Source organism: Silanimonas algicola (assembly GCF_054777375.1).
In genome coordinates this window covers 633,598-656,910 of the sequence record NZ_BAAHAS010000001.1, presented here as the reverse complement: position 1 = coordinate 656,910, position 23,313 = coordinate 633,598, and the positions used below count along the sequence as shown (strand labels likewise).

Below are 23,313 nucleotides of genomic sequence, written 5' to 3'. Positions count from 1 at the left end.
GCGTAAACTGCGCGACCGCCCGCTTCCAGATCCGCCCATGCCCCGTTTCGAAGGCGACCTCCGGCCGCACCCGACCGGCCGCTACGCCATCGTCGCCAGCCGCTGGAACCCGAAGATCACCGACGTGCTGGTCGATGGGGCCCGCAAGGCGCTGGTCGACAACGGCGTCGAGGCCGAACGCATCGACGTCGTCCGCGTGCCCGGCGCCTGGGAGATCCCGCTGGCCGCTGCGGCCCTCGCCCGCGCGGGCGGCACGACCGCGATCGTCGCCCTCGGCTGCGTGGTCCGCGGCGACACCCGCCACTACGAGCAGGTGGCCGACGGCTGCTCCGACGCGCTGATGCGCGTGCAGCTCGATTTCCAGCTCCCCGTGGCCAATGGCGTGCTGGCCGTCGAGGCTTATGCTGATGCCGAGGCCCGCGCCGGCGGCGCGATGGGCAACAAGGGCGAGGAGGCCGCGCTGGCCGCCCTCGAGATGAGCGACCTCCTGAAACACTGGCAGAAGACCACCGCATGAAGCCGATCCGCACCGATGGCATCGACCCCGCCGCGCGTTCGCGCGCGCGCCGCCGCGCCCTGCAGGCCCTTTACGCCTGGCAGGTGTCCGGCACGTCGATCCCCCAGGTCATCAACCAGTTCCAGCATGAGCAGGACATGGAAGTGGCCGACCAGGAGTACTTCGAAGCGCTGGTGAAGGGCGTGGCCGAACATCGCGCCGGCCTCGACGAGAAGCTCGCCGCCTACCTCGACCGCGGCATCGAGCAGGTCGACCCGATCGAGCGCGCGGTGCTGCGCATCGCCGCGTTCGAGCTGCTGCATCGCATCGACGTGCCCTACCGCGTCGTGCTCAACGAGGCGATCGAGACGGCCAAGCGCTTCGGCGCCGACCACGGCCACACCTATGTGAACGGCGTGCTCGACCGGGCCGCCGCCGAGTGGCGCCCCGGCGAGGCGGCCCAGGGCCGCCGCTGAGGCACGCGGGTTGCACGTCGCCGGGCATGGCTGAATTCGCCCTCATCGATCGCCTCCGCCAGCGCGCCGGGTCCCGCCCGGACGTGGCGCTCGGCATCGGCGACGATGCCGCCCTCGTCGAGCCGCCCAAGGGCCAGCAGGTGGTGCTGGCTGTCGACACCCTGGTCGAAGGCGTGCACTTCAGCCGCGGCGTCCCGGCCTCGGCCATCGGCTGGAAGGCCCTGGCCGTCAACCTCTCCGACCTCGCGGCGATGGGCGCCGAGCCTGCCGTCGCCCTGCTGGCGCTGACGCTGCCGAGCGAAGACGGCGCCTTCGTCGATGAGTTCGCCGCCGGTTTCAGCGCCTTGGCCGACACGCATCGCGTCGCGCTGATCGGCGGCGACACCACGCGCGGCCCGCTCGCGGCCAGCGTCACCGTCATGGGCTACGTGCCCAAGGGCAAGGCGCTCACCCGCGCCGGCGCCGAGCCCGGCGACGACCTCTGGGTGACGGGCACGCTCGGTGATGCCGCCGGCGCCTTGGCGCTGTGGAAATCCGGCATCCCGATGCTGCGGACGGGCGTGTTGCGCGAGCGGCTCGACCGCCCCGCACCGCGGCTCGGCGCGGGCCTCGCGCTGCGTGGGCTGGCCACGGCCTGCATCGACGTCAGCGACGGCTTCCTCGCCGACCTCGGCCACATCCTCGCGATGAGTGGCGTCGGCGCGGATGTCGAGGCCGATGCGCTGCCGGCGTCGCCGGCGCTGCGCGAGGCCTTCCCCGACCTCGCCGCCTGCCGCGCGCTGCAGCTCACCGGCGGCGACGACTACGAACTCTGCTTCACCGCGCCAGCGAAGAAGCGTGCCGCGGTGCAAGCCGCCCTCGACGCCGTGGCCACCCCGGCCACGCGCGTGGGCCGCATCACCGAAGGGGCCTCGCTTCGTCTGTTCGACGCCGACGGCCTGCCGCTGCCCTTGCCGCCGCGCCGCGGCTACGTGCACTTCGCAGGGGCCGGCGCATGACGGTGCTGCCGGTCGGCACGCGTCGAAGGATGATGCGACACCCGCGGGGATGGATCGCCGCCGGCTTCGGCGCGGGCTTTTCCCCGAAGGCGCCGGGTACGGTGGGCTCGGTCGTCGCCATCGCGCCGTGGTGGCTGTGGATGCACGACCTCGCGCCGCGCGACTACGCGGCGGTGCTGATCCTCGCCTTCGTCGTCGGCGTGTGGGCGGCGCGCTGGGCCATCCGCGAGAGCCGCATCGAAGACCCCTCGCTCGTCGTCTGGGACGAGTTCGTCGGGATGTGGCTGGCCCTGTGGCTGCTGCCGCGCGAGTGGCCGTGGGTGCTCGCGGCCTTCGGGCTGTTCCGTCTGTTCGACATCTGGAAGCCCTGGCCGGTGCGCTGGGCCGACCGCTCGCTCAAGGGCGGCTTCGGCACGATGGTCGACGACGCCCTGGCCGGCCTGATGGCCTTCGGCGTGCTGCAGGTGGCTTTGGCCCTCTGGCCGATGCTGCGCGGCTAGACGTCGTCCAGTGTGAACGCGCCGCGCACCCAGCGCGGTTCGGCTCCGCCATCGAATCCCACCACGTCGAACCGGCAATCGCGCCGCGCGTGCCGCGGTTCACGCTGAAGGTAGAGCCGCGCGGCGAGAACGAGTTTTCTTGCCTTGCGCGTGTCGACGCTGTCGAGCGCGTCGCCGAAGTCGCTGCGCCCGCGGCGGCGCACCTCGACGAACACCAGCGTCTCGCCGTCGAGCATCACCAGGTCCAGCTCGCCGCCCTTGAAGCGGACGTTGCGCGCTTGCGGCCGCAGTCCCTGCGCCATCAGGAAGGCGAGGGCGGCCGTTTCGCCGGCGTCCCCGAGCTGCTGGGCGCGGGTGCGTGTCGTCCCGGCGGAGGGGCCGGGTGTCCTTCGCTGTGGCGCATCCATGCGCGGTGCCTCGTGGGTGTGGCGGGAGTCAGGGCGTCGGCGGTGGCGTCGCGTCGACGGGCACCAGCGCGCCATCCGAGGCGCGGCGCGTCACGCCGCCGCTGTATTCGGCCCAGGCCGGCACGCGCTCCACGATGCCGGCGGCATCGATGCCGAGCTCGCCCGTGGCGCCGCGCAGCTGCGCGCCGCCGCGCAGCGCATCGAGGTAGGTCGCCACTTTCCAGGCGTCGAAACCGAAGGCGAACAGGCGCGCGGCGCTGCCGCGGGCGCTGGGCAGGCGGCGGCCGAGGCTTTCCGCATCGCCGGGGCCGACGAGGTCGCCGAGCAGCCACGGCAGCTCCGGGTATTGCAGGCCATCGAGCTCGCGATCGAGGCGCGGGTCGCCACCGGACTGCACCAGCGAGGTCGCCAGCACCGGCAGGGCGACCAAGCCGGCTTCTTCGCGCTGCGGCATGAGGATGCGCAGGGCGGGCGCGCGGGCCGCGACGAACAGCGCCTGCGCGCGCGTCGCGTGGGTGGCCAGCGTGGCGAGGCCTTCGGCGGCATTGCCACCGAAGGCATCGATCGGCGCCACGGCGAGCAGCTCACCGCCATCGGCAACGAATCGTTCGCGGAAGCCGGCCAGCGCGCGCTGCGCGCTGTCGTCGCCCTCGGCGATCGCGACGGCACGGGTGAGGCCGCGCTCGATCAGGCGCTGTGCGACCGCGGCGCCCTCGTCTTCGGGGGCGAGGGCGAAGCTGCCGCCGCCGGCGGTCGCCACCGGCGTGCGGTTGAGCGCCAGCCACGCGGCCGAATCGATGGGCGCCGCGGCCAGGGCGGCGACCTCCTCGCGGCCGAGCGGGCCGACGAGCAGGTCGGCGCCCTCGGCGACCGCGCGGTCGCGCGCGGCCTTCGCCCCGTCCACGGTGCCCTTGGTGTCATGGAAGGCCACCGACGGGCGGGCGCGCGATTCCGCGTAGTAGGCCGCGAGCAGGCCATCGCGCACCGCGAGGCCGGCCGGGGCGAGTTCGCCGCTCAGCGGCAGCAGCACCGCCATGCGGCGTGGCGGGTGGTAGCCGTCCGACGCCGGCGGCGGGCGATCCGCCGGGGCCGGCGCGGCCGCGGTGCGGGCCACCTCGAGGCCGCGGCGGCGCGCTTCGCGCAGGGCCAGGGGCAGGATCGCGGCGTCTTCGCCCAGGAAGCCGGCCTGCTGCACGAGGGCGGCGTCGGGCACCGACTTCAGCTGGCGCTCCGCGTTGCGCAATTCGGCGGCGCGTTCGGCGCCCTGCAGGAGGCCGGCGCGTTCCGCGAGCGCGGCGGCCATGCCGAAGCGGTCGCCGGTGGCGTCGAGCGCGCGGGCCCGGAGCGCCAGCCAGTCGGCCACGCGGCCGCCGGGCACGGCGGCACGGTCCTGCTGCAGCAGCGCCAGGGCCTCGGCGCCGCGGCCATCGTCCAGCGCGAAGCCGGCGGTGAGCAGGTCGTGGCGGAACTGGTCGCCGGGCACGAGGCGCCGACGCGGCGCTTCCGCGAGCTCGGCGCGGGCGCCAGCGGCATCGCCGGCCCGACGCAGGGCCTCGGCGGCATTGAGTCGGGCCATGGCGACGTCCGCCCCGCGTGCGGTGGCGGCGATCGAGCGCCAGGCCTGCGCGGCCTCGGCATGGCGGCCTTGCGCGTCGAGCGCGCGCGCTTGCGATTCCGCCGGCGTGTCCGGCCGCGACGTGGGGGCCGTGGCGCAGCCAGCGAGCGAAACGGCGAGGAGGGCGAGGAGCAGCCAGCGGGCCATGCGGGGGAATCTCGGTGAACCGGGCCTAGAATGATACGGGTCGAAGGGAGGACACGATGTCGGAGATCGTCGCGGGAACGCTGTATGTCGTGGCGACGCCCATCGGGAACCTCGGTGACCTCACGCCCCGGGCCCGCGAGGTGCTGGCCGGCGTCTCGGCCATCGGTGCCGAGGACACGCGCAACACGGCCGTGCTGTTGGGCCAGTTCGGCATCGGCACCCCGCTGGTCGCCGTCCACGACCACAACGAGGACGACATCGCCGCGAAGCTGGTGGCGCGGCTGCAGGCCGGCGACAGCCTGGCCCTCGTCTCGGACGCCGGCACCCCGCTGGTCAGCGACCCCGGCTATCGGCTGGTGCGTGCGGTGCGCGAGGCCGGGCTGCCGGTGGTGCCCGTGCCGGGCGCCTGCGCGGCCATCGCCGCGCTCAGCGTGGCCGGCATCCCCAGCGACCGCTTCTGCTTCGAAGGTTTCCTGCCGGTAAAGGGCGGGGCACGCCGCGAGCGCTTGGGTGAACTGCTGTCGGAAACGCGCACGCTGGTCTTCTACGAGAGCGCGCACCGCATCGAGGAATCGCTGGCCGACCTCGTCGCGGTGTTCGGCGCGGAGCGCGAGGCCACGCTCGGGCGCGAGCTGACCAAGCGCTTCGAAACCCTGCTCGGGCCCACGCTGGCGGCGATCCAGCAGGCCGTCGCGGCCGATGCGAACCAGCGCAAGGGCGAGTTCGTGCTGGTGGTGCGCGGCAGCGTCGACCGCGAGGCCGCGCAGCTGGCGGAAGGCAAACGCTTGTACGCCAAGCTCGCCTCCCACCTGAAGCCCTCGCAGGCGGCGAAGCTCGCGGCGGAGCTCAGCGGCGCGCCGCGGAAAGCGCTCTACGTCGGTGGCGACGCCGACTGATCGGCGCGGGGCGTGGCTGGCGCGACAGCCGGCATTCCGTTTCGACCCGCGTTCGGCGCGTACACTGCGCCCTGACGGAGTCGGCCAGGCAGTCGCGTCGGGAGCAATCCCGCCGAGGAAAGTCCGGGCTCCACAGGGCAGAGTGCCAGGTAACGCCTGGGCGGCGCGAGCCGACGGAAAGTGCAACAGAGAATAGACCGCCGAACGGCCCGCAAGGGTGCGTGGTCAGGGTGAAACGGTGGGGTAAGAGCCCACCGCCTGCGGGGCCAACGCCGCAGGGCACGGCAAACCCCACTCGGAGCAAGACCAAATAGGGGTGCATTGGGTTGGCCCGGCCCGCACCCGGGTAGGTTGCTGGAGCCCCATCGCGAGGTGGGGCCGAGAGGAATGGCTGCCGGCACCGGCAACGGTGCTTACAGAACCCGGCTTATCGGCCGGCTCCGTCACCCTCTTCATCGATGGATGCAGGCGTGGATTACGTGTTCGACCCGGCCGCCCTCGCGGCCTTGGCCAAGGCGCGCGCGGCGGAGTACGCGGCCGCCGATCCCTATCCGCACGCGGTGTTCGAGTCGCTGCTGCGGCCCGAGGTCGCCGATGCGCTGGCGCGCGACTTCCCGCGGCCGAACGACCCGGTGGGTTGGGACCATTACGGCTACGAAGGCTTCGAGAAGAAGATCGCCACGTCGAAGGAGCAGCTGCTGCCGCCGCTGCTGCGCCGCACGCTGCAGGAACTCAACACCGCGCCCTTCATCGCCTTCCTCGAAGCCCTGACCGGCATCGAGGGCCTCATCCCTGATCCGACGATGCTGGGTGGCGGCATCCACCTGAGTCGCCCCGGCGACCTGCTGGGCATCCATGCCGACTTCAACTGGCACCCCGCGCTCAAGCTGCACCGTCGCATCAACCTGCTCATCTACCTCAACCCGGTGTGGCAGGCGGATTGGGGCAGCGACCTCGAGCTCTGGGACACCGGCGCCAAAGCCTGCGTGCGCCGCATCGCCCCGCTGATGAACCGCGCCGTGGTGTTCAACACGCGCAGCGACACCTTCCACGGCCATCCGCGCCCGTTGGCCTGCCCGGAAGGCGTCTTCCGCCAGTCGATCGCGGCCTACTACTACACCGCCGAGCGCCCCGCGGATGAGATCCGCGATCCGCACAACACGCGCTACAAGGGCCTGCACCTCGACTGAGGTCCCGACAGCGCGCTGGCGTCGCGTTGCACGGCGGTTTGCCAAGCCGGGCTGCGCCCGCCACCCTTGCGTGCGCATTCGCCGCCAGGACGCTCCGACCATGTCGATCCGCTTGTTCCCGCTTCTTCCGCTGGCCCTCGGCCTGGCCATCGCCGTGCCACTGCACGCCCAATCGGCCTCCCCCGCGCGCGCGGCAGCCACGGCGACGACGGTGTCGGCCAGCCCGCGCTTCGAAAGTACCGACATCTTCGCGCTGGAGACCGCCGGCGATGCGCAGATCTCGCCGGACGGCCGTCGCGTCGTCTACGTGCGCACGCGCTACGACGTGATGAAGGATCGGCCGATCGCGAACCTGTGGATCGTCGATACCGAGGGCGGGCGTTCCGCGCATCGCCCCCTGCGCTCCGATGGCGACAGCCACCGCTCGCCGCGCTGGTCGCCGGACGGCACGCGCCTCGCCTTCATTTCCAACAGCGACGGCAAGCCGCAGGTGTTCGTGCGCTGGATGGACAGCGGGCAGACCGCGCGCATCACCGATCTCGTGGAAGCGCCGGGGGACCTCACGTGGTCGCCGGATGGCACGCAGCTCGCGTTCACCGCCTTCGTGCCGGCCGCGCCTTCTACGATGGCCACGCCGCCGCCGAAGCCCGAGGGCGCGGAGTGGGCCGATCCGGTGACGGTGGTCGATCGCGCCGTGTTCCGCATGGACGGCGAGGGCACGCTGCGCAGCGGCAGCACGCATGTGTTCATCGTTCCGGCGGAGGGCGGCACGCCGCGTGCGCTGACCGCGGGCGACGCCGACCATGGCGGGCCGCTGGCGTTCTCTCCGGATGGCCGGACGCTCTACGTCTCGGCGAATCGCCGCGCCGATCGCGAGCAGGCGCCGCTGGATTCGGAGATCCACGCCGTCGATATCGCGACCGGCGCACTGCGCACCCTGACGCGCCGCGACGGCCCGGACGCGAATCCGGCGGTATCGCCCGATGGGACGCGCATCGCCTACCTCGGCTTCGACGATCGCCGCGTCAGCCACCAGCACCACCGTCTGTACGTGATGGACGCTGAGGGCGGCAACGTGCGCGATCTCACCGGCGAGCACGATCTCGATTTCGAACAGCCGACGTGGTCGGCGGATGGCCGGCACCTTTACGTGGCTTTCGACCAGCGCGGCGTGCGCAAGCTCGCGCGCATCGCGATGGACGGCAGGCTGGACGTGATCGCGTCGCCGCTCGGCGCCAGCGACGTCGGCCGCCCGTACACCGGCGGCGGATTCTCGGTGTCGCGCGATGGCCGCTTCGCCTTCGTGCAGGCCTCGACCACGCGGCCCGGCGACGTGGCCGTCAGCGACGCGCGCGGCCGCGTGCGCACGCTGACCGCGATCAACGAGGATCTCTTCGCGCACAAGACGCTCGGCCAGGTTGAAACCCTCACCTGGGCGTCCTCGCATGATGGAAAGGAGATCGAGGGCTGGCTGGTCACGCCGCCCGGTTTCGATCCGTCGAAGCGCTACCCGCTGCTGCTCGAGATCCACGGCGGGCCGCACACGGCCTACGGCCCGGTCTTCAGCGTGGAATTGCAGCGCTACGCCGCCGCCGGCTACGTGGTGCTGTACACCAACCCGCGCGGCAGCACGAGCTACGGCGAGGCCTTCGCCAACAGCATCCACCTCGCGTATCCGGGCTTCGACTACGACGACCTCATGTCGGGCGTGGATGCGGTGATCGCGCGCGGCTTCATCGACGAAAAGAACCTCTTCGTCACCGGCGGCTCGGGCGGCGGCGTGCTCACCGCGTGGATCGTCGGCAAGACCGATCGCTTCCGTGCCGCCGTCGTGGCCAAGCCCGTCATCAACTGGACCAGTTTCGTGCTGACGGCCGACATGACGCCGTACTTCCACCGCCACTGGTTCAAGGGCTTCCCGTGGGAGTCGCAGGCGGACTACTGGGCGCGCTCGCCGCTGTCGCTGGTGGGCAATGTGAAGACGCCGACCATGCTGCTGACCGGCGAGGCCGATTACCGCACGCCGATGGGCGAGACCGAGCAGTACTTCCAGGCCCTGCGCCTGCGGGGGGTGCCCACCGCCATGGTCCGGGTGCCGGAGGCGTCCCATGGGCTGACGGGACGCCCCAGCCAGTTCATCGCCAAGATCGACAACATCCTGGCCTGGTTCGAGCGCTATCGGCAGCCCGCCGAGGAGTGAATCCAAGCAAAACAACGGCTGTGGATAAATACTTCAAGTAACACTTGAAGTGTGGCGTAAGCGATTGATCCGCCAAGCGAATTTGCCTCCAAAAAGTCATTGACACTCCCCTGACGCGGGCCTACCGTGGGCGCCTGAGGGAATTTCTGGTTTTTTGTGGGAGAAGGTGGGGATCCACCGACGGGCATGTTCCAGGGCGAGACGGCCATCACAATCGACGACAAGGGGCGGCTGGCGATTCCGGTCGCCTTCCGCGATGTCGTGGCGCGTGAGTGCGGCAACCGCCTGGTGCTCACCTACAACCCGTTCGACCAGGGCTCGCTCTACCTCTACCCCGAGGCCGGTTGGCAGGCGGTGCGCGACCAGATCGTCGCGCTCTCGCCCTTCGTGCCGGAGCACCGCGTGCTGCAGCGCATGCTGGTCGGTGCCGCCACGCCGCTGGAGCCGGATTCCGCCGGGCGCGTGCTGCTGCCGCCGTCGATGCGGACGACCGCCGGCCTCGAGAAGAAGGCCGTGCTGATGGGCATGGGGGGACGGTTGGAGCTGTGGAGCGAGCAGGCGCATCTCGCGCTGATGCGGCAGACCATCGGGTCGGCCGGCGTCAGTGCGGCGATGCAGGACTTGCGGCTCTAGTGCCGATGGCCAGCGCGTCCGCCGCACCGCCTTCGCAACATGTGCCGGTGCTCTGGGCGCCGGTGCTGGACGGTCTTGCCGTCAAGCCGGCGGGCACCTACCTCGATGGCACCTTCGGCCGCGGTGGCCACGCGCGCGGCGTGCTGGCCCAACTCGGGCCGGAAGGGCGCCTGCTGGTGATGGACAAGGACCCCGAGGCGATCCGCGTGGCGAACGCGCTGGCCGCCGATGACGCGCGGGTGCGCGTGCGCCAGGCCAGCTTCGCCACGCTCGGCGAGTGGCCGGAGACGGCCGGCGGCCTCGATGGCGTGCTGTTCGACCTCGGTGTCTCGTCGCCGCAGCTCGACAAGGCCGCGCGCGGTTTCAGCTTCCGCAACGACGGCCCGCTCGACATGCGCATGGACCCGACGCAGGGCATGAGCGCCGCGGACTTCGTCAACACCGCCGACGAGGCCGAGATCGCCCGCGTGCTCTGGCTGCACGGCGAGGAGCGCCAGAGCCGGCGCATCGCCAAGGCGATCGTCGCGCGCCGCGCCGAGCGGCCGTTCGAGCGGACCGGCGACCTGGCCGACGTCATCGCCAAGCTGCTCGGTCGCGGCGACGGCAAGACCCACCCCGCCACGCGCAGCTTCCAGGCCATCCGCATCCACGTGAACGCCGAGCTCGACGATCTCGTCGCCGGGCTCGAAGCCGCGGAGCGGGCGCTGAAGGTCGGCGGCCGGCTCGCGGTGATCAGCTTCCACTCGCTGGAAGACCGCATCACCAAGCAGTTCATCAACGAGCGCGCCAAGGCGCCGCCGTCGAACCGTCGCGCGCTGGTCGAAGTGGCGTTCACGCCGGGTCTGCGCGACGTGTCGGGCGCGATCAAGGCCGACGAGGCCGAGCTGGCCGCCAACCCGCGCGCCCGCAGCGCCGTGCTGCGCGTCGCCGAGAAGCTCGGGGCCGCGGGAGCGCGCCCATGAGCCTGCGCGCCTTCGTCCTGCTTCTCCTGCTCGGGCTGGTGGCCACCAGCGCGATCGCCGTCGTGCTCACGCGCCACCAGCACCGCGAGGCCTTCATCGCGCTCTCGAGGGCCGAGAACGAGCGCGACGAGCTGAACATCGAGTTCGGCCGGCTGCAGATCGAGCAGGCCACGTGGTCCGAGATGAACCGGATCGAGCAGGTCGCGACGTCGAAGCTCGGCATGAAGTTCCCGGAAGGCGCGGACGTCGTGGTGGTGCAGCCGTGAGCCCGCGCGTGAAGCCGAACACCTTCGACCCGCGCGGCCGCCTGCTGTTCCTCGCCGCGGTGCTGGGCGCCTGCGGGTTCGCGATCGCCGCACGCGCCGCCTGGCTCCAGCTGCTCAGTCCCGAGTTCTACCAGCAGCAGGGCGATGCTCGCTTCGTGCGCGACGTGCCGATCATGGCCTCGCGCGGCAGCATCCTCGACCGCAGCGGCGAGACGCTGGCCGCATCGTCGCCGGTGGCCTCCGTATGGGCCAACCCCAAGGAAACGCTGCGGCATCCCGAGCGGCTGGGGGAGCTGGCGGCGGCCCTTGGACTGCCGCAGCGCGAGTTGGCGCGGCGCCTCGGCGAGCGCGCCGACCGCGAGTTCGTCTACCTGCGCCGGCACATGAACCCCGATGCGGCCGCGGCCGTCGTGGCGCTCGGCATCCCCGGCGTGCACGAGCAGCGCGAGTTCCGCCGCTTCTACCCGCATGGCGAAGTGCTGGCGCACGTGCTGGGCACCACCAACATCGACGACCGGGGGCAGGAAGGGCTCGAACTGGCCTTCGACCCGTGGCTCACCGGCAAGCCGGGCAGCAAGCGCGTCATCCGCAATCGCCAGGGGCAGATCATCGACGACGTCGACCTGCTGCGGCCGGCCGAGCCCGGGCGCGATCTGGTGCTGTCGATCGACCGTCGCGTGCAGTACCTCGCCTATCGAGAACTCAAGGCCGCCCTGGCGCTGCACAACGCGAACAGCGGATCGGTGGTGGTGCTCGACATCCCGACCGGCGAGGTGATCGCCATGGTCAACCAGCCGAGTTACAACCCCAACGCGCGCGCGCCGGGGCAGGAGGCGGCGCGACGCAACCGCGCCGTCACCGACCTCGTCGAGCCCGGTTCGGTCATCAAGGCCTTCACCGTCGCCGCGGCGATGGAGAACGGCGCCGATCCGACGCGCCAGATCGACACCAACCCCGGCTTCTTCCCCCTGCACAACCACACCATCCGCGACGTGCGCAATTTCGGCATGGTCGACATGGCCCGGCTGCTGCAGAAGAGCTCGAACATCGCCTCGACGAGGCTGGCGCTGGAGATGAGCAACGAGCACTTCTACGACGTGCTCAACCGCTTCGGCTTCGCGCAGTCGACCAACAGCGGCTTCCCCGGCGAGGCGGGCGGGCGGCTCGAGGCGCCGTCCGGCTGGGGCGAGGTGGAGAAGGCGACCATCTCCTACGGGTACGGCCTCTCGGTGACGCCGCTGCAGGTCGCGCAGGGCTACGCCGCGCTCGGCAACGGCGGCCGCCTGCTGTCGCCGACCTTCGTGCGCGGTGGCAACGTCGGGCAGGGCCACGGCAGGCAGGTGATCGACCCGCAGATCGCCCGCAGCGTCGTCGGCATGCTGGAGACCGTGGTCGCGCCCGGCGGCACCGCAACGACGGCCGCCGTGGCCGGCTACCGCGTGGCCGGCAAGTCCGGCACCACGCGCCGCTCGGTCGCCGGCGGATACGAGCGGCGCTACGTGTCGATGTTCGCCGGTATCGTGCCGGTGCAGCAGCCGCGCTTCGCCATGGTGGTCGCGATCCACGACCCGAGCGCCGGTGCGTTCTACGGCGGTGCCGTGGCGGCCCCGGTGTTCCACAGCGTGATGGACGGGGCCCTGCGCCTCATGGACGTGCCTCCGGACAACGTGCGCGGCTGGTTCGCTACCGCCCCCGAGGCCGATACGACGGAGATCGGCACCGACGGGCTCGTTCCGCTCGATGCGCCGGGCGCCGGCGTGGATGCGGGGGTGCAGCCGTGAGCATGCTCCGACTCGCCGACCTGCTCGCCGGGCTCGCCGTCGTCCCTTCGGCACTCGACGTGCCGGTGTCGCGGCTCGTCGCCGACAGTCGACACGTGCGGCCCGGCGACGTCTTCATCGCGCTGGCCGGGGCGACCACGCACGGCCTCCGCCATGCGGCCGACGTCCTCGCGAAGGGGGCGGTGGCCATCCTCCATGACGGCGAGGCGCCGGCCGACGTGGTGCTGAGTGAGGCGGACGGCGCCCGCACGGTCGCCGTTGCAGGGCTGCGCGCCGCGCTCGGTGGGCTCGCCGACCGGGTGGCGGGCGAACCGTCCGGCGCACTTCGCGTGGTCGGCGTGACCGGCACCAACGGCAAGACCTCGACCGTCCAGCTCATCGCGCAGGCGCTCGAGCGCCTCGGCACGCCCGCCGGCACCATCGGCACCCTGGGCGCGGGCCGCGTGGGACGCATCGTCGAAGGCGAGCGCACCACCCCGGACGTGCTCAGCGTGCACGCGCTGCTGGCGCAGCTCCGCGATGACGGCGCCCGCGCCGTGGCGATGGAGGTGAGTTCGCATGCGCTCGACCAAGGTCGCGTGGACGGCGTGCGCTTCGAGGTCGCGGTGTTCTCGAACCTGACGCGCGACCATCTCGATTATCACGGCACGATGGCGGCCTATGGCGCGGCCAAGGCCAAGCTGTTCGCGTGGCCAACACTGCACGGCGCGGTGGTTAACCTCGACGACGACTTCGGCCGCACGCTGGCGGCGCGCCTGCCCGAAGGGTCTCGCTGGACGGTCTCGGCGAACGGGGATCCGGCCGCGCGACTGCGCGCCGAGGCTCTGGCCCTGACCGCCGATGGCCTTCGCTTCACGCTGGTCGAGGGCGACGAACGCGCCGCGATCGCCTCGCCGCTGCTGGGTCGATTCAACGCCGACAACCTGCTGGCGGTGGCCGGTGCGCTGCGCGCGCTGGGCATCGCGTTCGCCGGGGTGGCGGCGGTGCTGCCGACGCTCGAGCCCGTGCATGGCCGCATGACCCGGCTCGGCGGCGGCGCAAAGCCGCTCGTGGTGGTCGACTACGCCCACACGCCGGATGCGCTGCAGCAGGCGCTGGTGTCGCTGCGCGGCCACGTGCACGGCCTGCTCGCCTGCGTGTTCGGCTGCGGCGGTGAGCGTGACCGTGGCAAGCGTCCCCAGATGGCGGCGATCGCCGAGGCCCATGCCGACCGCGTCACCGTCACCGACGACAACCCGCGTGGCGAGGATGGCGACGCCATCGTCGCCGACATCCTGGCCGGCTTCCGCGAGCCGGCGCGCCATGCCGTGGTGCGCGACCGCCGCGCCGCGATCCGTGCAGCCGTTGCCGCGGCGCGCCCCGGCGACGTGGTCCTGCTCGCCGGCAAAGGCCACGAGCCCTATCAGGAAATCGCGGGCGTGAAGCACGCTTTCGACGACGTGGCCGAAGCCCGGGCCGCGCTGGAGGCCTGCGCATGAGGCCGATCACGCTCGCGGACGTCGCGCGCTGGACGGAGGGCCGCCTGATCGGCGCCGATGCGACGGTCACCGCGATCTCGACCGACACCCGTGCCATCGCACCGGGCGCACTGTTCGTCGCGCTGCGCGGCGAGCGCTTCGACGCCCACGACTTCGTCGCCCAGGCCGAAGCCGCCGGCGCGGCCGCCGTGATGGTGAGCCGTCCGGTCGAGACCGCGCTGCCTCAGGTCCACGTGGCCGATACGGAGGAGGCGCTCGGCGAACTCGCCGCCGGACTGCAGCAGGGGCGCCCGGCCGTCGTGCTCGCGCTCACCGGCAGCAATGGCAAGACCTCGGTGAAGACCCTGCTCCACGGGATCCTGTCCCGCGCCGGCCGCGCCCACGTGAACCCGGGCAACCTCAACAACGAGATCGGCCTGCCCCTCGCCGTCATCGGCGCGCCGGAAGACGCGCAGTTCGCCGTTTATGAAATGGGTGCCGGCAAGCCCGGCGACATCGCCTACCTGTGCAGCATCGTCGCGCCGAACGTGGCGCTGGTGAACAACATCGCCGCCGCGCACATCGAGCGCCTCGGCAGCCTGCATGGCATCGCCGAGACCAAGGGCGCCATCTACGAGGCGCTGCCCGACGACGGCATCGCCGTGGTGAATGCCGACGACGCTTTCGCGCCGTATTTCATGCAGCGCATCGGCGGTCGCCGCGTGTTGCGCTATGGCATCGAGAACGACGCCGACGTGCGCGCCCGCGACCTGCGCCTCGACGCCGCCGGCAGTCGATTCATGCTCGTGACCCCGGCGGGCCGCGCCGACATCCACCTGCCGCTGCCGGGGCGCCATGCGGTCGCCAACGCGCTGGCGGCCGCGGCGATGGCGCTCGCCGCCGGCGCCGGCTTCGACACCATCGTCGACGGCCTGCGGGGCGCCGAGCCGGTCAAGGGCCGCCAGGTCGCGCATGCGCTGGCCAACGGCAACGTGCTCGTCGATGACAGCTACAACGCCAATCCGGGCTCGCTCGCCGCCGCCATCGCGACGCTGGCGGGTGCGAACGAGGCCTGGCTCGTGCTTGGCGACATGCGCGAACTGGGGCCGGGTGGCCCGGCCCTGCATGCCGAGGCCGGTCGGCAGGCGCGTGCGGCCGGCCTGAAGCGCATCTGGACGATCGGCGTGCTCGCCGCCGAGGCCAGTTCGGCCTTCGGCGAAGGTGGCCGGCATTTCGATTCGCGCGAATCGCTCGTGCTGGCGCTCCGCGAGGCGCTCTCCGCTGCCGCGGGCGTGCGTTGCCTGGTGAAGGGGTCGCGCGGCAGCGCGATGGACGTGGTGGTGGCCGGGGTTCTGGCCAAGGAGGGCGCCGATGCTGCTTGAGTTGCTCCGTTGGCTGTTCCCCGGGTTCGGCCTGTTCGAATTCATCACCATGCGCGCGATCGTTGGCGCCGGCACCGCGCTGGCCCTGTCGCTGTGGATGGGGCCCTTCGTCATCGACCGCCTGCGCGCGCTGAAGAGCGGCGGCCAGCCGATCCGCACGGACGGCCCGCAGAGCCACTTCAGCAAGGCGGGCACGCCGACCATGGGCGGCGCGCTGATCCTGCTCGCGGTGACGCTGTCCACCCTGCTGTGGTCGGACCTGTCCAACCGCTACGTGTGGATCGCGCTGGCGGTGATGCTCTCGTTCGCCCTGATCGGCTGGCTCGACGACTGGATCAAGATCGTCCGCCGCGATCCGAACGGCCTGAAGTCGCGGCACAAGTACGCGCTGCAGTCGGTGTTCGGCCTGGTCGCGGCGGTGGTCCTGTTCGCGACGGCCGACCATCCCTCGAATACCACGCTCTACCTGCCGCTGTTGAAGAACTTCGCGTTGCCGCTGGGGCTGATGTTCGTCGTCGTCGCCTACTTCTGGATCGTCGGCTTCTCGAACGCGGTCAACCTCACGGACGGCCTCGACGGGCTGGCGATCATGCCGGTGGTGCTGACGGCCGGCGTGCTCGCCGTGTTCGCCTACGCCTCCGGCAACGCGGTGTTCTCCGAATACCTCGGCATCCCGCGCATCCCCGGCGCCGGCGAGCTGGCCATCCTTTGCGCGGCCATCGGCGGTGCCGGCCTCGGTTTCCTGTGGTTCAACACCTATCCCGCGATGGTGTTCATGGGTGACGTCGGCGCCCTCGCGCTCGGGGCGGTGCTCGGCTGCGTGGCCATCATCGTCCGCCAGGAGATCGTGCTGGTGATCGTCGGCGGCATCTTCGTCATCGAAACGCTGTCGGTGATGGCGCAGGTGGCCTCGTTCAAGCTCACCGGCCGCCGCATCTTCCGCATGGCCCCGATCCACCACCACTTCGAGCTCAAGGGCTGGCCGGAACCGCGCGTGATCGTGCGCTTCTGGATCATCTCCGTGATGCTCGCCCTCGTCGCGCTGGCGACGTTGAAGGTGCGTTGATGACGCTCGCCAAGCCCATCGACGTCCCGGCCCAGGCCACCCGCCTCGACGCCATCGGCGGTCGCTACGACCGCTGGCTGCTCGGGGCCGTCCTGTCGCTGGCCGTGCTCGGCATCGTCATGGTCACGTCGGCGTCGCTCGGCCTGGCCGACGTGATGGGCGTCGGCGAGTTCTACTTCGTCCAGCGCCACCTGTTCGCGCTCGCCTTGGGCGGCACGCTGGCCTGGGTGGCGATGAACCTCGAACTGAAGACGGTGGAGCGCTACCAGCAGCTCGCCCTCGTCGCCTGCTTCGTCGCCCTGCTGCTGGTCTTCATCCCGGGATTCGGCGTGCGCGTCAACGGCGCGCGGCGCTGGCTCAACTTCATGGTGCTGAACTTCCAGGCCGTCGAGGCGGTGAAGCTGCTGCTCATCGTCTGGACCGCCAGCTACCTCGCGCGCCGCAAGGATGAGATCGCGGCCCACTGGCCCAGCCTGATCAAGCCGCTCGGCATCGTCGGCCTGCTCGTGCTGCTGCTGCTGGCGCAGCCCGACTTCGGCTCGTCGGCACTGCTACTGGCGATCGTCGGCGGCATGATCTTCCTCGGCGGCGCCCCGCTCGGCAAGCTCATGATGCTCGGTGCCCCGGTGGTCGTGCTGTTCATCGGCATCGCGGTGCTCGAGCCGTACCGGCTCGCGCGCATCACCAGCTTCCGCGAGCCGTTCGAGGACCCCTTCGGCGGCGGCTACCAGCTGGTGCAGGCGCTGATCGCCATCGGCCGCGGCGGTTTCGACGGCGTCGGCCTCGGGGCCTCGGTGCAGAAGCTGCAGGCGTTCCCCGAGGTGCATACGGACTTCATTTTCTCCGTGCTGGCCGAGGAGCTGGGCTTCCTGGGCGTGTGCGTCGTCCTCGCGCTCTATGCCGTGCTGCTTTGGCGCGCGTTCTCGGTGGGCCTGCGCTGCATGGCGCTTCGCCGCCAATTCGCCGGGCTTCTGGCGTTCGGCATCGGGTTGTCGATCGGCATCCAGGCCACCGTGTCCATCGGCGTGAACCTCGGCCTGCTGCCGACGAAGGGCCTGACGCTGCCGTTGATCAGCTCCGGCGGCTCGAGCGTGATGATGACCTGCGCGATGCTCGGCGTCCTGCTGCGCGTCAGTTACGAACTCGATCGTTCCGAGCGCCAGGTGCAGCGCGCCCGTGGCGAACTGCGCGGGATCGACGAGCCGGGCGAGACGGTCCTGCCGGCCGCGCTCGTCGCGGCCCAGGCCGCCGCCGTCCGGGCCAAGCCCAAGGTGCCTGCGGTCGGTGGTCGTGGCACGTCGCGCATCGAACCCGTGCTCGGAGGCCCCCGATGAGCACGCCGCGCTTCACCGTCATGGCCGGCGGCACCGGCGGCCACATCTTCCCGGCGCTGGCCGTGGCGCGGGTGCTGCGCGAGCGCGGCGCCGACGTGCGCTGGATGGGGTCGGCCGGCGGCATGGAGGAACGCCTGGTGCCGCAGGGCGGCTTCGCCATCGACGCCATCCGCATCGGTGCGCTGCGCGGCAAGGGTCCGTTGGCCCTGCTGGCGGCCCCGCTCAACGTCGCCCGCGCGGTGCTGCAGGCCCGTGCGTTGCTGAAGGCCCAGCGGCCGCAGGCGGTGCTCGCCTTCGGCGGCTTCGCCAGCGGCCCCGGCGGCCTTGCGGCGCGCACGCTCGGCTTGCCGCTGATCGTGCACGAGCAGAACCGCGCCCCCGGCCTCACCAACCGCGTGCTGGCCCGCGTCGCCCGCAGGGTGCTCACCGGCTTCCCCGGCGTTTTCCCGCCGCCGGCCGAGGCCGTGGGCAACCCGGTGCGCGACGCCATCGCGGCGCTGCCCGACCCGGTGCGTCGCCTGCAGGGTCGCAGCGGCGCGGTCCGCGTGCTCGTGCTCGGCGGCAGCCAGGGCGCGCGCGGCCTCAACCTCGCCGTGCCGAAGGCGCTGGCCGGCTGGATGAACCTCGAGATCCGCCACCAGTGTGGCGAGAAGCTGGTCGACGAAGCGCGCGCCGCCTATGCGGTGTCGAAGTTGAACGCACGCATCGAACCCTTCATCACCGACATGGCCGACGCCTACGGCTGGGCGGATCTCGTCATCAGCCGCGCGGGTGCGTCCACCCTCGCCGAGCTCTGCGCCGCTGGCGTGGCCAGCGTGCTGGTGCCGTTCCCCGGTGCCGTCGACGACCACCAGGCGCGCAACGCCGAGTACCTCGCCGAAGGCGGCGCCGCACTGTGGCTGCGCCAGACCGACACCCTCGCGGCCGACCTCGCGGAGCGCCTCAAAACCCTGCTCGGCGACCGCCGCCGCCTGCTCGACATGGCCCGCGCCGCGCGCGCCCTGGCCCTGCCGGGCGCGGCCGAGCGCGTCGCCGACATCGCCTACAAGGAAGCCCACGCATGATGCGCGGACGCCTGAAGCACCCCGGTGACCTCGCCCGCGTCTTCAACCGCGTGCATTTCGTCGGCATCGGCGGCGTGGGCATGAGCGGCATCGCCGAAGTGATGCTCACGCTCGGCTATGCCGTCTCCGGATCGGACGCCGCCGACAACGCCACCACGCAGCGTCTCGCTGCGCTGGGCGCGACCATCCACCGCGGCCATCGCGCCGAGCATGTCGGCGACGTCGATGCGCTGGTCGTCTCCAGCGCCATCAAGGCCGACAACCCGGAGCTCATCGAAGCCCGCGCCCGCCGCATCCCCGTGGTGCCGCGCGCCGAGATGCTGGCGGAGCTGATGCGCTTCAAGCGCGGCATCGCCATCGCCGGCACGCATGGCAAGACCACGACGACCTCGCTGGTGGCCAGCGTGCTCAGCGAGGGCGGGCTCGACCCGACCTTCGTCATCGGCGGCAAGCTGCTGTCGGCCGGCGCGAACGCGCGCCTTGGCGGCAGCGAGTGGCTGGTGGCCGAGGCCGACGAGAGCGACGGCAGCTTCCTGCGCCTGAACCCGCTGGTGGCCGTCGTCACCAACATCGATGCCGACCACCTCGAGAACTACGGTGGCGACTTCGACCGCGTGAAGCAGGCCTTCGACGAGTTCCTGCATCGCCTGCCGTTCTACGGCCTGGCCGTGCTGTGCATCGACGATCCGGAAGTGGCGATGCTCGCCACCCGCACGCCGCGCCACGTGCTGCGCTACGGCTTCGCCCAGAGCGCCGACGTGCGCGCCAGCGAGGTCTCGCAGCGGGGCCAGCAGATGCACTTCCTGCTGCACCTGCCGGGCGAGGCGCCGGTGCCGATGGCGCTGAACCTGCCGGGTCGCCACAACGTGCAGAACGCGCTGGCCGCCGCCGCCATCGGCTGGCAGCTCGGCGTGCCCGCCGAGGCCATCGCCCGCGCGCTTTCGGCCTTCCAGGGCGTGGGCCGTCGCTTCAACCTCAAGGGCGAGATGGCCCTGCCGAACGGCGGCACGGCGCTGCTCGTCGATGACTACGGCCACCATCCGGCCGAGCTTGCGGCGGTGTTCGCCGCCGCGCGCGGCGGCTGGCCGCAACGCCGCCTGGTGGCGTGCTTCCAGCCGCACCGCTACAGCCGCACGCGCGATCTGTTCGACGACTTCGCCAAGGTGCTCAGTGACGTCGACGGCCTCGTGCTGTGCGACGTCTATCCGGCCGGCGAAGCACCGATCGCGAACGCCGACAGCAAGTCGCTGGCGCGCGCCATCCGCACCCGTGGCCGCGTCGATCCGGTGCTGGCCGGCACGGCGAAGGAGCTGCCGGCGATGCTCGGTGACGTGCTGCAACCGGACGACCTCGTGATCCTGCTCGGCGCCGGCGACATCGGCGCCGTGGCCCAGCAGCTGGCCGACCGCGGCCTGCCGGAGCGGAGCGCATGAGCCTCGACGCCGCCAGCCGCGCCGCCGTGGACGCCTTGAAGGCGCGCGTCGAAGCGCTTGCGCCGGCCGTGTTCGGCCGCGTGGCCGTGTTGATGGGCGGCGATTCGGCGGAACGCGACGTGTCGCTGAATTCCGGTGCCAACGTGCTGGCCGCCCTGCAGGCGCGCGGTGTCGATGCCCATGCGGTCGACGGCGTGTCCACGCTGCTGGCGGGGCTCGCTCGCGGCGAGCGCTTCGATCGCGTGTTCAACATCCTCCACGGCGGCGGCGGCGAGAACGGCGTGTTGCAGGGGGCGCTCGACGCCCTGGGGGTTCCGTATACCGGACCCGGCGTGCTGGGCAGCGCGCTCACGATGGACAAGATCCGCACCAAGCAGGTGTGGATGGCCGAAGGCCTCGCCACCGCGGGTTTCGTGCGCATTCCGCCAGGTGGCGACCTCGCCGCGGCCGTGCGCTCGCTGGGCCTGCCGGTGTTCGTCAAGCCCTCGGCCGAAGGGTCGAGCGTCGGCGTCTTCCGCATCGTCGACGAGGCCGGGCTCGCGCCGGCCATCGCCTTCGCGGCCACCTATCCGGGCGAGCTGCTGGCCGAGCAGATGATCACCGGCGGCGAGTTCACGGTCGGCATCCTCGGCGGCGTCGCGCTGCCGTCGGTGCGCATCGTTCCGCCCGGCGAGTGGTACGACTACCACGCCAAGTACATCAGCGACGACACGCAGTACCACTGCCCCGGCCTCGCCGGCGACGACGAGGCCGCCATCCGCGCGCTCGCGCTGGCGGGATTCCGCGCGGCCGGCTGCACCGGCTGGGGCCGCGTCGACGTGATGCGGCATGCCGACGGCCGCTTCCTGCTGATGGAGGTGAACACCGCGCCGGGCATGACCAGCCATTCGCTCGTGCCCAAGGCCGCGCGCGAGGTCGGCATCGGCTTCGAAGACCTGTGTCTCGCCATCCTCGCCCAGACCCTGGAGGCCCGTCGCGCATGACCCGCGTGTGGCAACTGCTGGGATGGGCCTTCGCGCTGCTGCTTCTGGCGATGCCGGTGGTGGCCGTCGTGAACGGCTGGATCGGCGCCGAGCGCTGGCCCATCCGCACGCTGGCCCTGCAGGCGCCGCTGAAGCTGGTCGACGAGGCCACGCTGCGCGCGACCATCGCGCCGATGGCGCAGGGCGGGTTCTTCGCCGTCGATCCGGTGGCGATCCGCCGGGCCGTTGCCGCGCTGCCGTGGGTCGACCAGGTCGATGTGCGCAAGCGTTGGCCGGACCGCCTCGAAGTGCGGCTCACCGAGCTTCGCCCCTATGCGCACTGGGGCGAGGACCGGCTGTTGTCCGACGACGGCCGGCTCTTCGTCCTCCCCGCCGGCCTCGCCACGCCGCTGCCGCGCTTCGAAGCGGCCGACGGCCGCGTCGCCGAGGTCATCGCCTTCCATCGCGAAGCGCGCCCGGTGCTGGTGCGCGTCGGCAGCGACATCCGCGAGCTGCACCTGTCGGCGCGCGGCGGCTGGTCGATCACGACCGTGGACGGCCTCCAGGTCGAGCTCGGTCGCCACGACGCCCTGGCCCGGCTGTCGCGCTTCGCCCGCCTGCTGCCCACGCTCGGCCGCGATCCGGCCGGACGCGTGCTGCAGCGCGCTGATCTCCGCTACACCAATGGTTTCGCCCTCACGTGGGGCGACGCCGCGGCGGCCCCCGCCGCGCCTTCCGCATCGAGCAACGCATGAACCGCAAGAGCGACAAGTCCCTCATCGTCGGCCTCGACATCGGCACCTCCAAGGTGACGGCCCTCGTCGGCGAGTACGCCCCCGACCAGCCCATCGAGGTGATCGGCATCGGTTCGCACGAATCGCGCGGCATGCGCCGCGGCGTCGTCGTCGACATCGAGAGCACGGTGCAGTCGATCCAGCGCGCCATCGAGGAAGCGGACGTGATGGCCGGCTGCGAGATCCGTTCGGTCTATGCCTCGATCGCCGGCAGCCACATCCAGTGCCGCAACTCCAACGGCGTGGTGCCGATCGCCTCGGGCGAGGTGAGCTACGCCGATCTCGACCGCGTGCTCGAGGCGGCGCGCGCCGTCGCGGTGCCGGCCGACCAGCGCATCCTCCATGCCATCCCGCAGGAGTACATCGTCGACGGCTCGCAGGAAGGCATCCGCAACCCGGTCGGCATGTCCGGCGTGCGCCTCGAAGTGCGTGCGCACCTGATCACCGGCGCCACCGCCGCGGCCGCCAACATCAGCAAGTGCATCCAGCGCTGCGGTCTCTCGGTCGACGACCTGATCCTGTCTTCGCTGGCCTCGAGCACCGCCGTGCTCACCGCCGACGAGAAGGAGCTCGGCGTCGTGCTGGTCGACATCGGCGCCGGCACCACCGACATCAATGTGTTCGTGCAGGGCGCCATCCGCCACTCGGCCTGCCTGCCGATCGCCGGCGACCAGATCACCAACGACATCGCCCACCTGCTGCGCACGCCCACGCCGGAAGCCGAGCAGATCAAGGTGCGCTACGCCTGCGCCTTGGCCCAGCTCGCCGGCCGCGAGGAAACCATCCAGGTGCCCAGCGTCGGCGACCGCGCGCCGCGCCGCCTGGCCCGCCAGGCGCTCGCCGAGGCGGTGCAGAACCGCTACGAGGAGATCTTCGAGATGGTGCAGGCGGAACTCCGCCGCGCCGGCTACGAGGAGCTGGTGCGCGCCGGCATGGTGCTGACCGGCGGCAGCGCCCGCATGGAGGGCGTGGTCGAGCTGGCCGAGGAGATGCTGCACATGCCCGTGCGCGTCGGCATCCCGCAGCACGTCACCGGCCTCGGCGAAGTCATCACCAATCCCGTCCATGCCACCGGCGTGGGCCTGCTGCTCTGGGGGCGCTCGCTCGAAGCGGGCCCCCGCCCCAGCCTCAACGCCGGCAAGGCCGGCGTCGCTTTCACGCGCTTCCGGAACTGGTTCCGGGGCGCGTTCTGACCGTCGGCCCCCCGACGTTTTTCCCACCGAAGTAGAAACACCCCGAGACGAGAGGACGAGA

22 protein-coding genes and 1 other RNA gene are annotated in these 23,313 nt (G+C 71.8%); 21 read left to right on the top strand and 2 right to left on the bottom strand.

Translation table 11 applies throughout. The features are described from left to right. Positions 1-37 precede the first annotated feature (37 nt). From ribH to ACYVAK_RS03095, 4 genes are read left to right on the top strand one after another with little or no spacing between them, the layout of a single operon-like run. A complete protein-coding gene (gene ribH / locus ACYVAK_RS03110; RefSeq protein WP_461057868.1) occupies positions 38-517 on the top strand; it encodes a 6,7-dimethyl-8-ribityllumazine synthase in 480 nt (159 codons plus the stop codon). After that, positions 514-972, top strand: coding sequence for a transcription antitermination factor NusB (nusB, locus tag ACYVAK_RS03105; RefSeq protein WP_461057866.1), 459 nt, complete (start codon positions 514-516; stop codon positions 970-972). Before ribH ends, nusB begins: the two co-directional genes overlap by 4 nt. Positions 973-998: 26 nt before the next feature. Then, on the top strand, positions 999-1,970 hold the full coding sequence (thiL, locus tag ACYVAK_RS03100) for a thiamine-phosphate kinase (RefSeq protein WP_461057864.1): 972 nt from the start codon (positions 999-1,001) through the stop codon (positions 1,968-1,970). Continuing rightward, positions 1,967-2,470, top strand: a complete 504-nt coding sequence (locus ACYVAK_RS03095; protein WP_461057862.1) for a phosphatidylglycerophosphatase A family protein — start codon at positions 1,967-1,969, stop codon at positions 2,468-2,470. Before thiL ends, ACYVAK_RS03095 begins: the two co-directional genes overlap by 4 nt. Here the strand turns inward: ACYVAK_RS03095 and ACYVAK_RS03090 are convergent. Next, complete coding sequence (locus tag ACYVAK_RS03090; RefSeq protein ID WP_461057860.1) at positions 2,467-2,877, bottom strand: YraN family protein; 411 nt, start codon at positions 2,875-2,877, stop codon at positions 2,467-2,469. The genes ACYVAK_RS03095 and ACYVAK_RS03090 overlap by 4 nt on opposite strands. Before the next feature lie 28 nt (positions 2,878-2,905). Then, positions 2,906-4,639: a penicillin-binding protein activator gene (locus ACYVAK_RS03085; RefSeq protein ID WP_461057858.1), complete on the bottom strand. Its 1,734-nt coding sequence runs from the start codon at positions 4,637-4,639 to the stop codon at positions 2,906-2,908. Positions 4,640-4,695: 56 nt separating this feature from the next. Between ACYVAK_RS03085 and rsmI the strand changes: the two genes are divergently transcribed. The 17 genes from rsmI (at position 4,696) to ftsA (ending at position 23,252) form a co-directional block, all read left to right on the top strand. Beyond that, on the top strand, positions 4,696-5,535 hold the full coding sequence (rsmI, locus tag ACYVAK_RS03080; RefSeq protein ID WP_461057856.1) for a 16S rRNA (cytidine(1402)-2'-O)-methyltransferase: 840 nt from the start codon (positions 4,696-4,698) through the stop codon (positions 5,533-5,535). Between the two features lie 76 nt (positions 5,536-5,611). Next, positions 5,612-5,981: RNase P RNA component class A (gene rnpB / locus ACYVAK_RS03075), an RNA gene on the top strand. Between the two features lie 12 nt (positions 5,982-5,993). After that, complete coding sequence (locus tag ACYVAK_RS03070; protein WP_461057854.1) at positions 5,994-6,725, top strand: 2OG-Fe(II) oxygenase; 732 nt, start codon at positions 5,994-5,996, stop codon at positions 6,723-6,725. A gap of 100 nt (positions 6,726-6,825) precedes the next feature. After that, positions 6,826-8,925: an LpqB family beta-propeller domain-containing protein gene (locus ACYVAK_RS03065; protein ID WP_461057852.1), complete on the top strand. Its 2,100-nt coding sequence runs from the start codon at positions 6,826-6,828 to the stop codon at positions 8,923-8,925. A 186-nt stretch (positions 8,926-9,111) separates the two neighbouring features. After that, entirely contained in the window at positions 9,112-9,558 is a 447-nt protein-coding gene (gene mraZ / locus ACYVAK_RS03060; protein ID WP_297865742.1) for a division/cell wall cluster transcriptional repressor MraZ, read from the top strand. A gap of 5 nt (positions 9,559-9,563) precedes the next feature. After that, positions 9,564-10,520: a 16S rRNA (cytosine(1402)-N(4))-methyltransferase RsmH gene (rsmH, locus tag ACYVAK_RS03055; RefSeq protein WP_461057850.1), complete on the top strand. Its 957-nt coding sequence runs from the start codon at positions 9,564-9,566 to the stop codon at positions 10,518-10,520. A gap of 2 nt (positions 10,521-10,522) precedes the next feature. Further along, on the top strand, positions 10,523-10,786 hold the full coding sequence (gene ftsL, locus ACYVAK_RS03050; RefSeq protein WP_461058624.1) for a cell division protein FtsL: 264 nt from the start codon (positions 10,523-10,525) through the stop codon (positions 10,784-10,786). Continuing rightward, the gene (locus tag ACYVAK_RS03045) at positions 10,783-12,567 is read left to right on the top strand and encodes a peptidoglycan D,D-transpeptidase FtsI family protein (protein ID WP_461057848.1); all 1,785 of its coding nucleotides are present in this window, start codon (positions 10,783-10,785) and stop codon (positions 12,565-12,567) included. Before ftsL ends, ACYVAK_RS03045 begins: the two co-directional genes overlap by 4 nt. Positions 12,568-12,569: 2 nt before the next feature. Further along, entirely contained in the window at positions 12,570-14,045 is a 1,476-nt protein-coding gene (locus ACYVAK_RS03040) for a UDP-N-acetylmuramoyl-L-alanyl-D-glutamate--2,6-diaminopimelate ligase (RefSeq protein ID WP_461058622.1), read from the top strand. Beyond that, positions 14,036-15,406 carry a UDP-N-acetylmuramoyl-tripeptide--D-alanyl-D-alanine ligase gene (locus ACYVAK_RS03035; protein ID WP_461058620.1) on the top strand — a complete coding sequence of 457 codons (1,371 nt, stop codon included), beginning with the start codon at positions 14,036-14,038 and terminating at the stop codon, positions 15,404-15,406. Before ACYVAK_RS03040 ends, ACYVAK_RS03035 begins: the two co-directional genes overlap by 10 nt. Further along, positions 15,396-16,472 (top strand): phospho-N-acetylmuramoyl-pentapeptide-transferase, encoded by a 1,077-nt coding sequence (mraY, locus tag ACYVAK_RS03030; RefSeq protein ID WP_461057846.1) that lies wholly within the window; start codon positions 15,396-15,398, stop codon positions 16,470-16,472. The genes ACYVAK_RS03035 and mraY overlap by 11 nt, the downstream gene beginning before the upstream one ends. Beyond that, positions 16,472-17,806, top strand: coding sequence for a putative lipid II flippase FtsW (ftsW, locus tag ACYVAK_RS03025; RefSeq protein WP_461057844.1), 1,335 nt, complete (start codon positions 16,472-16,474; stop codon positions 17,804-17,806). Before mraY ends, ftsW begins: the two co-directional genes overlap by 1 nt. Beyond that, positions 17,803-18,870, top strand: coding sequence for an undecaprenyldiphospho-muramoylpentapeptide beta-N-acetylglucosaminyltransferase (murG, locus tag ACYVAK_RS03020; protein ID WP_461057842.1), 1,068 nt, complete (start codon positions 17,803-17,805; stop codon positions 18,868-18,870). The genes ftsW and murG overlap by 4 nt, the downstream gene beginning before the upstream one ends. After that, positions 18,870-20,303, top strand: a complete 1,434-nt coding sequence (murC, locus tag ACYVAK_RS03015; RefSeq protein WP_461058618.1) for a UDP-N-acetylmuramate--L-alanine ligase — start codon at positions 18,870-18,872, stop codon at positions 20,301-20,303. The genes murG and murC overlap by 1 nt, the downstream gene beginning before the upstream one ends. After that, positions 20,300-21,286 (top strand): D-alanine--D-alanine ligase, encoded by a 987-nt coding sequence (locus ACYVAK_RS03010; RefSeq protein WP_461057840.1) that lies wholly within the window; start codon positions 20,300-20,302, stop codon positions 21,284-21,286. Before murC ends, ACYVAK_RS03010 begins: the two co-directional genes overlap by 4 nt. Continuing rightward, positions 21,283-22,020, top strand: a complete 738-nt coding sequence (locus tag ACYVAK_RS03005) for a cell division protein FtsQ/DivIB (protein WP_461057838.1) — start codon at positions 21,283-21,285, stop codon at positions 22,018-22,020. The genes ACYVAK_RS03010 and ACYVAK_RS03005 overlap by 4 nt, the downstream gene beginning before the upstream one ends. Next, a complete protein-coding gene (ftsA, locus tag ACYVAK_RS03000) occupies positions 22,017-23,252 on the top strand; it encodes a cell division protein FtsA (RefSeq protein ID WP_461057836.1) in 1,236 nt (411 codons plus the stop codon). The genes ACYVAK_RS03005 and ftsA overlap by 4 nt, the downstream gene beginning before the upstream one ends. The last annotated feature ends 61 nt before the right edge of the window (positions 23,253-23,313 follow it).

Excerpts from the sequence above, each read along its gene's own strand:
- ACYVAK_RS03095 (WP_461057862.1), top strand. The coding sequence starts at position 1,967 with ATGACGGTGCTGCCGGTCGGCACGCGTCGAAGGATGATGCGACACCCG.
- ACYVAK_RS03010 (WP_461057840.1), top strand. The coding sequence starts at position 20,300 with ATGAGCCTCGACGCCGCCAGCCGCGCCGCCGTGGACGCCTTGAAGGCG.
- ftsA (WP_461057836.1), top strand. The coding sequence starts at position 22,017 with ATGAACCGCAAGAGCGACAAGTCCCTCATCGTCGGCCTCGACATCGGC.
- ACYVAK_RS03005 (WP_461057838.1), top strand. The coding sequence starts at position 21,283 with ATGACCCGCGTGTGGCAACTGCTGGGATGGGCCTTCGCGCTGCTGCTT.
- ACYVAK_RS03040 (WP_461058622.1), top strand. The coding sequence starts at position 12,570 with ATGCTCCGACTCGCCGACCTGCTCGCCGGGCTCGCCGTCGTCCCTTCG.
- ribH (WP_461057868.1), top strand. The coding sequence starts at position 38 with ATGCCCCGTTTCGAAGGCGACCTCCGGCCGCACCCGACCGGCCGCTAC.
- ACYVAK_RS03065 (WP_461057852.1), top strand. The coding sequence starts at position 6,826 with ATGTCGATCCGCTTGTTCCCGCTTCTTCCGCTGGCCCTCGGCCTGGCC.
- murG (WP_461057842.1), top strand. The coding sequence starts at position 17,803 with ATGAGCACGCCGCGCTTCACCGTCATGGCCGGCGGCACCGGCGGCCAC.
- ACYVAK_RS03085 (WP_461057858.1), bottom strand. The coding sequence starts at position 4,639 with ATGGCCCGCTGGCTGCTCCTCGCCCTCCTCGCCGTTTCGCTCGCTGGC.
- rsmH (WP_461057850.1), top strand. The coding sequence starts at position 9,564 with ATGGCCAGCGCGTCCGCCGCACCGCCTTCGCAACATGTGCCGGTGCTC.
- nusB (WP_461057866.1), top strand. The coding sequence starts at position 514 with ATGAAGCCGATCCGCACCGATGGCATCGACCCCGCCGCGCGTTCGCGC.
- mraZ (WP_297865742.1), top strand. The coding sequence starts at position 9,112 with ATGTTCCAGGGCGAGACGGCCATCACAATCGACGACAAGGGGCGGCTG.
- ftsW (WP_461057844.1), top strand. The coding sequence starts at position 16,472 with ATGACGCTCGCCAAGCCCATCGACGTCCCGGCCCAGGCCACCCGCCTC.
- ACYVAK_RS03070 (WP_461057854.1), top strand. The coding sequence starts at position 5,994 with ATGGATGCAGGCGTGGATTACGTGTTCGACCCGGCCGCCCTCGCGGCC.
- ACYVAK_RS03090 (WP_461057860.1), bottom strand. The coding sequence starts at position 2,877 with ATGGATGCGCCACAGCGAAGGACACCCGGCCCCTCCGCCGGGACGACA.
- rsmI (WP_461057856.1), top strand. The coding sequence starts at position 4,696 with ATGTCGGAGATCGTCGCGGGAACGCTGTATGTCGTGGCGACGCCCATC.
- thiL (WP_461057864.1), top strand. The coding sequence starts at position 999 with ATGGCTGAATTCGCCCTCATCGATCGCCTCCGCCAGCGCGCCGGGTCC.
- mraY (WP_461057846.1), top strand. The coding sequence starts at position 15,396 with ATGCTGCTTGAGTTGCTCCGTTGGCTGTTCCCCGGGTTCGGCCTGTTC.
- murC (WP_461058618.1), top strand. The coding sequence starts at position 18,870 with ATGCGCGGACGCCTGAAGCACCCCGGTGACCTCGCCCGCGTCTTCAAC.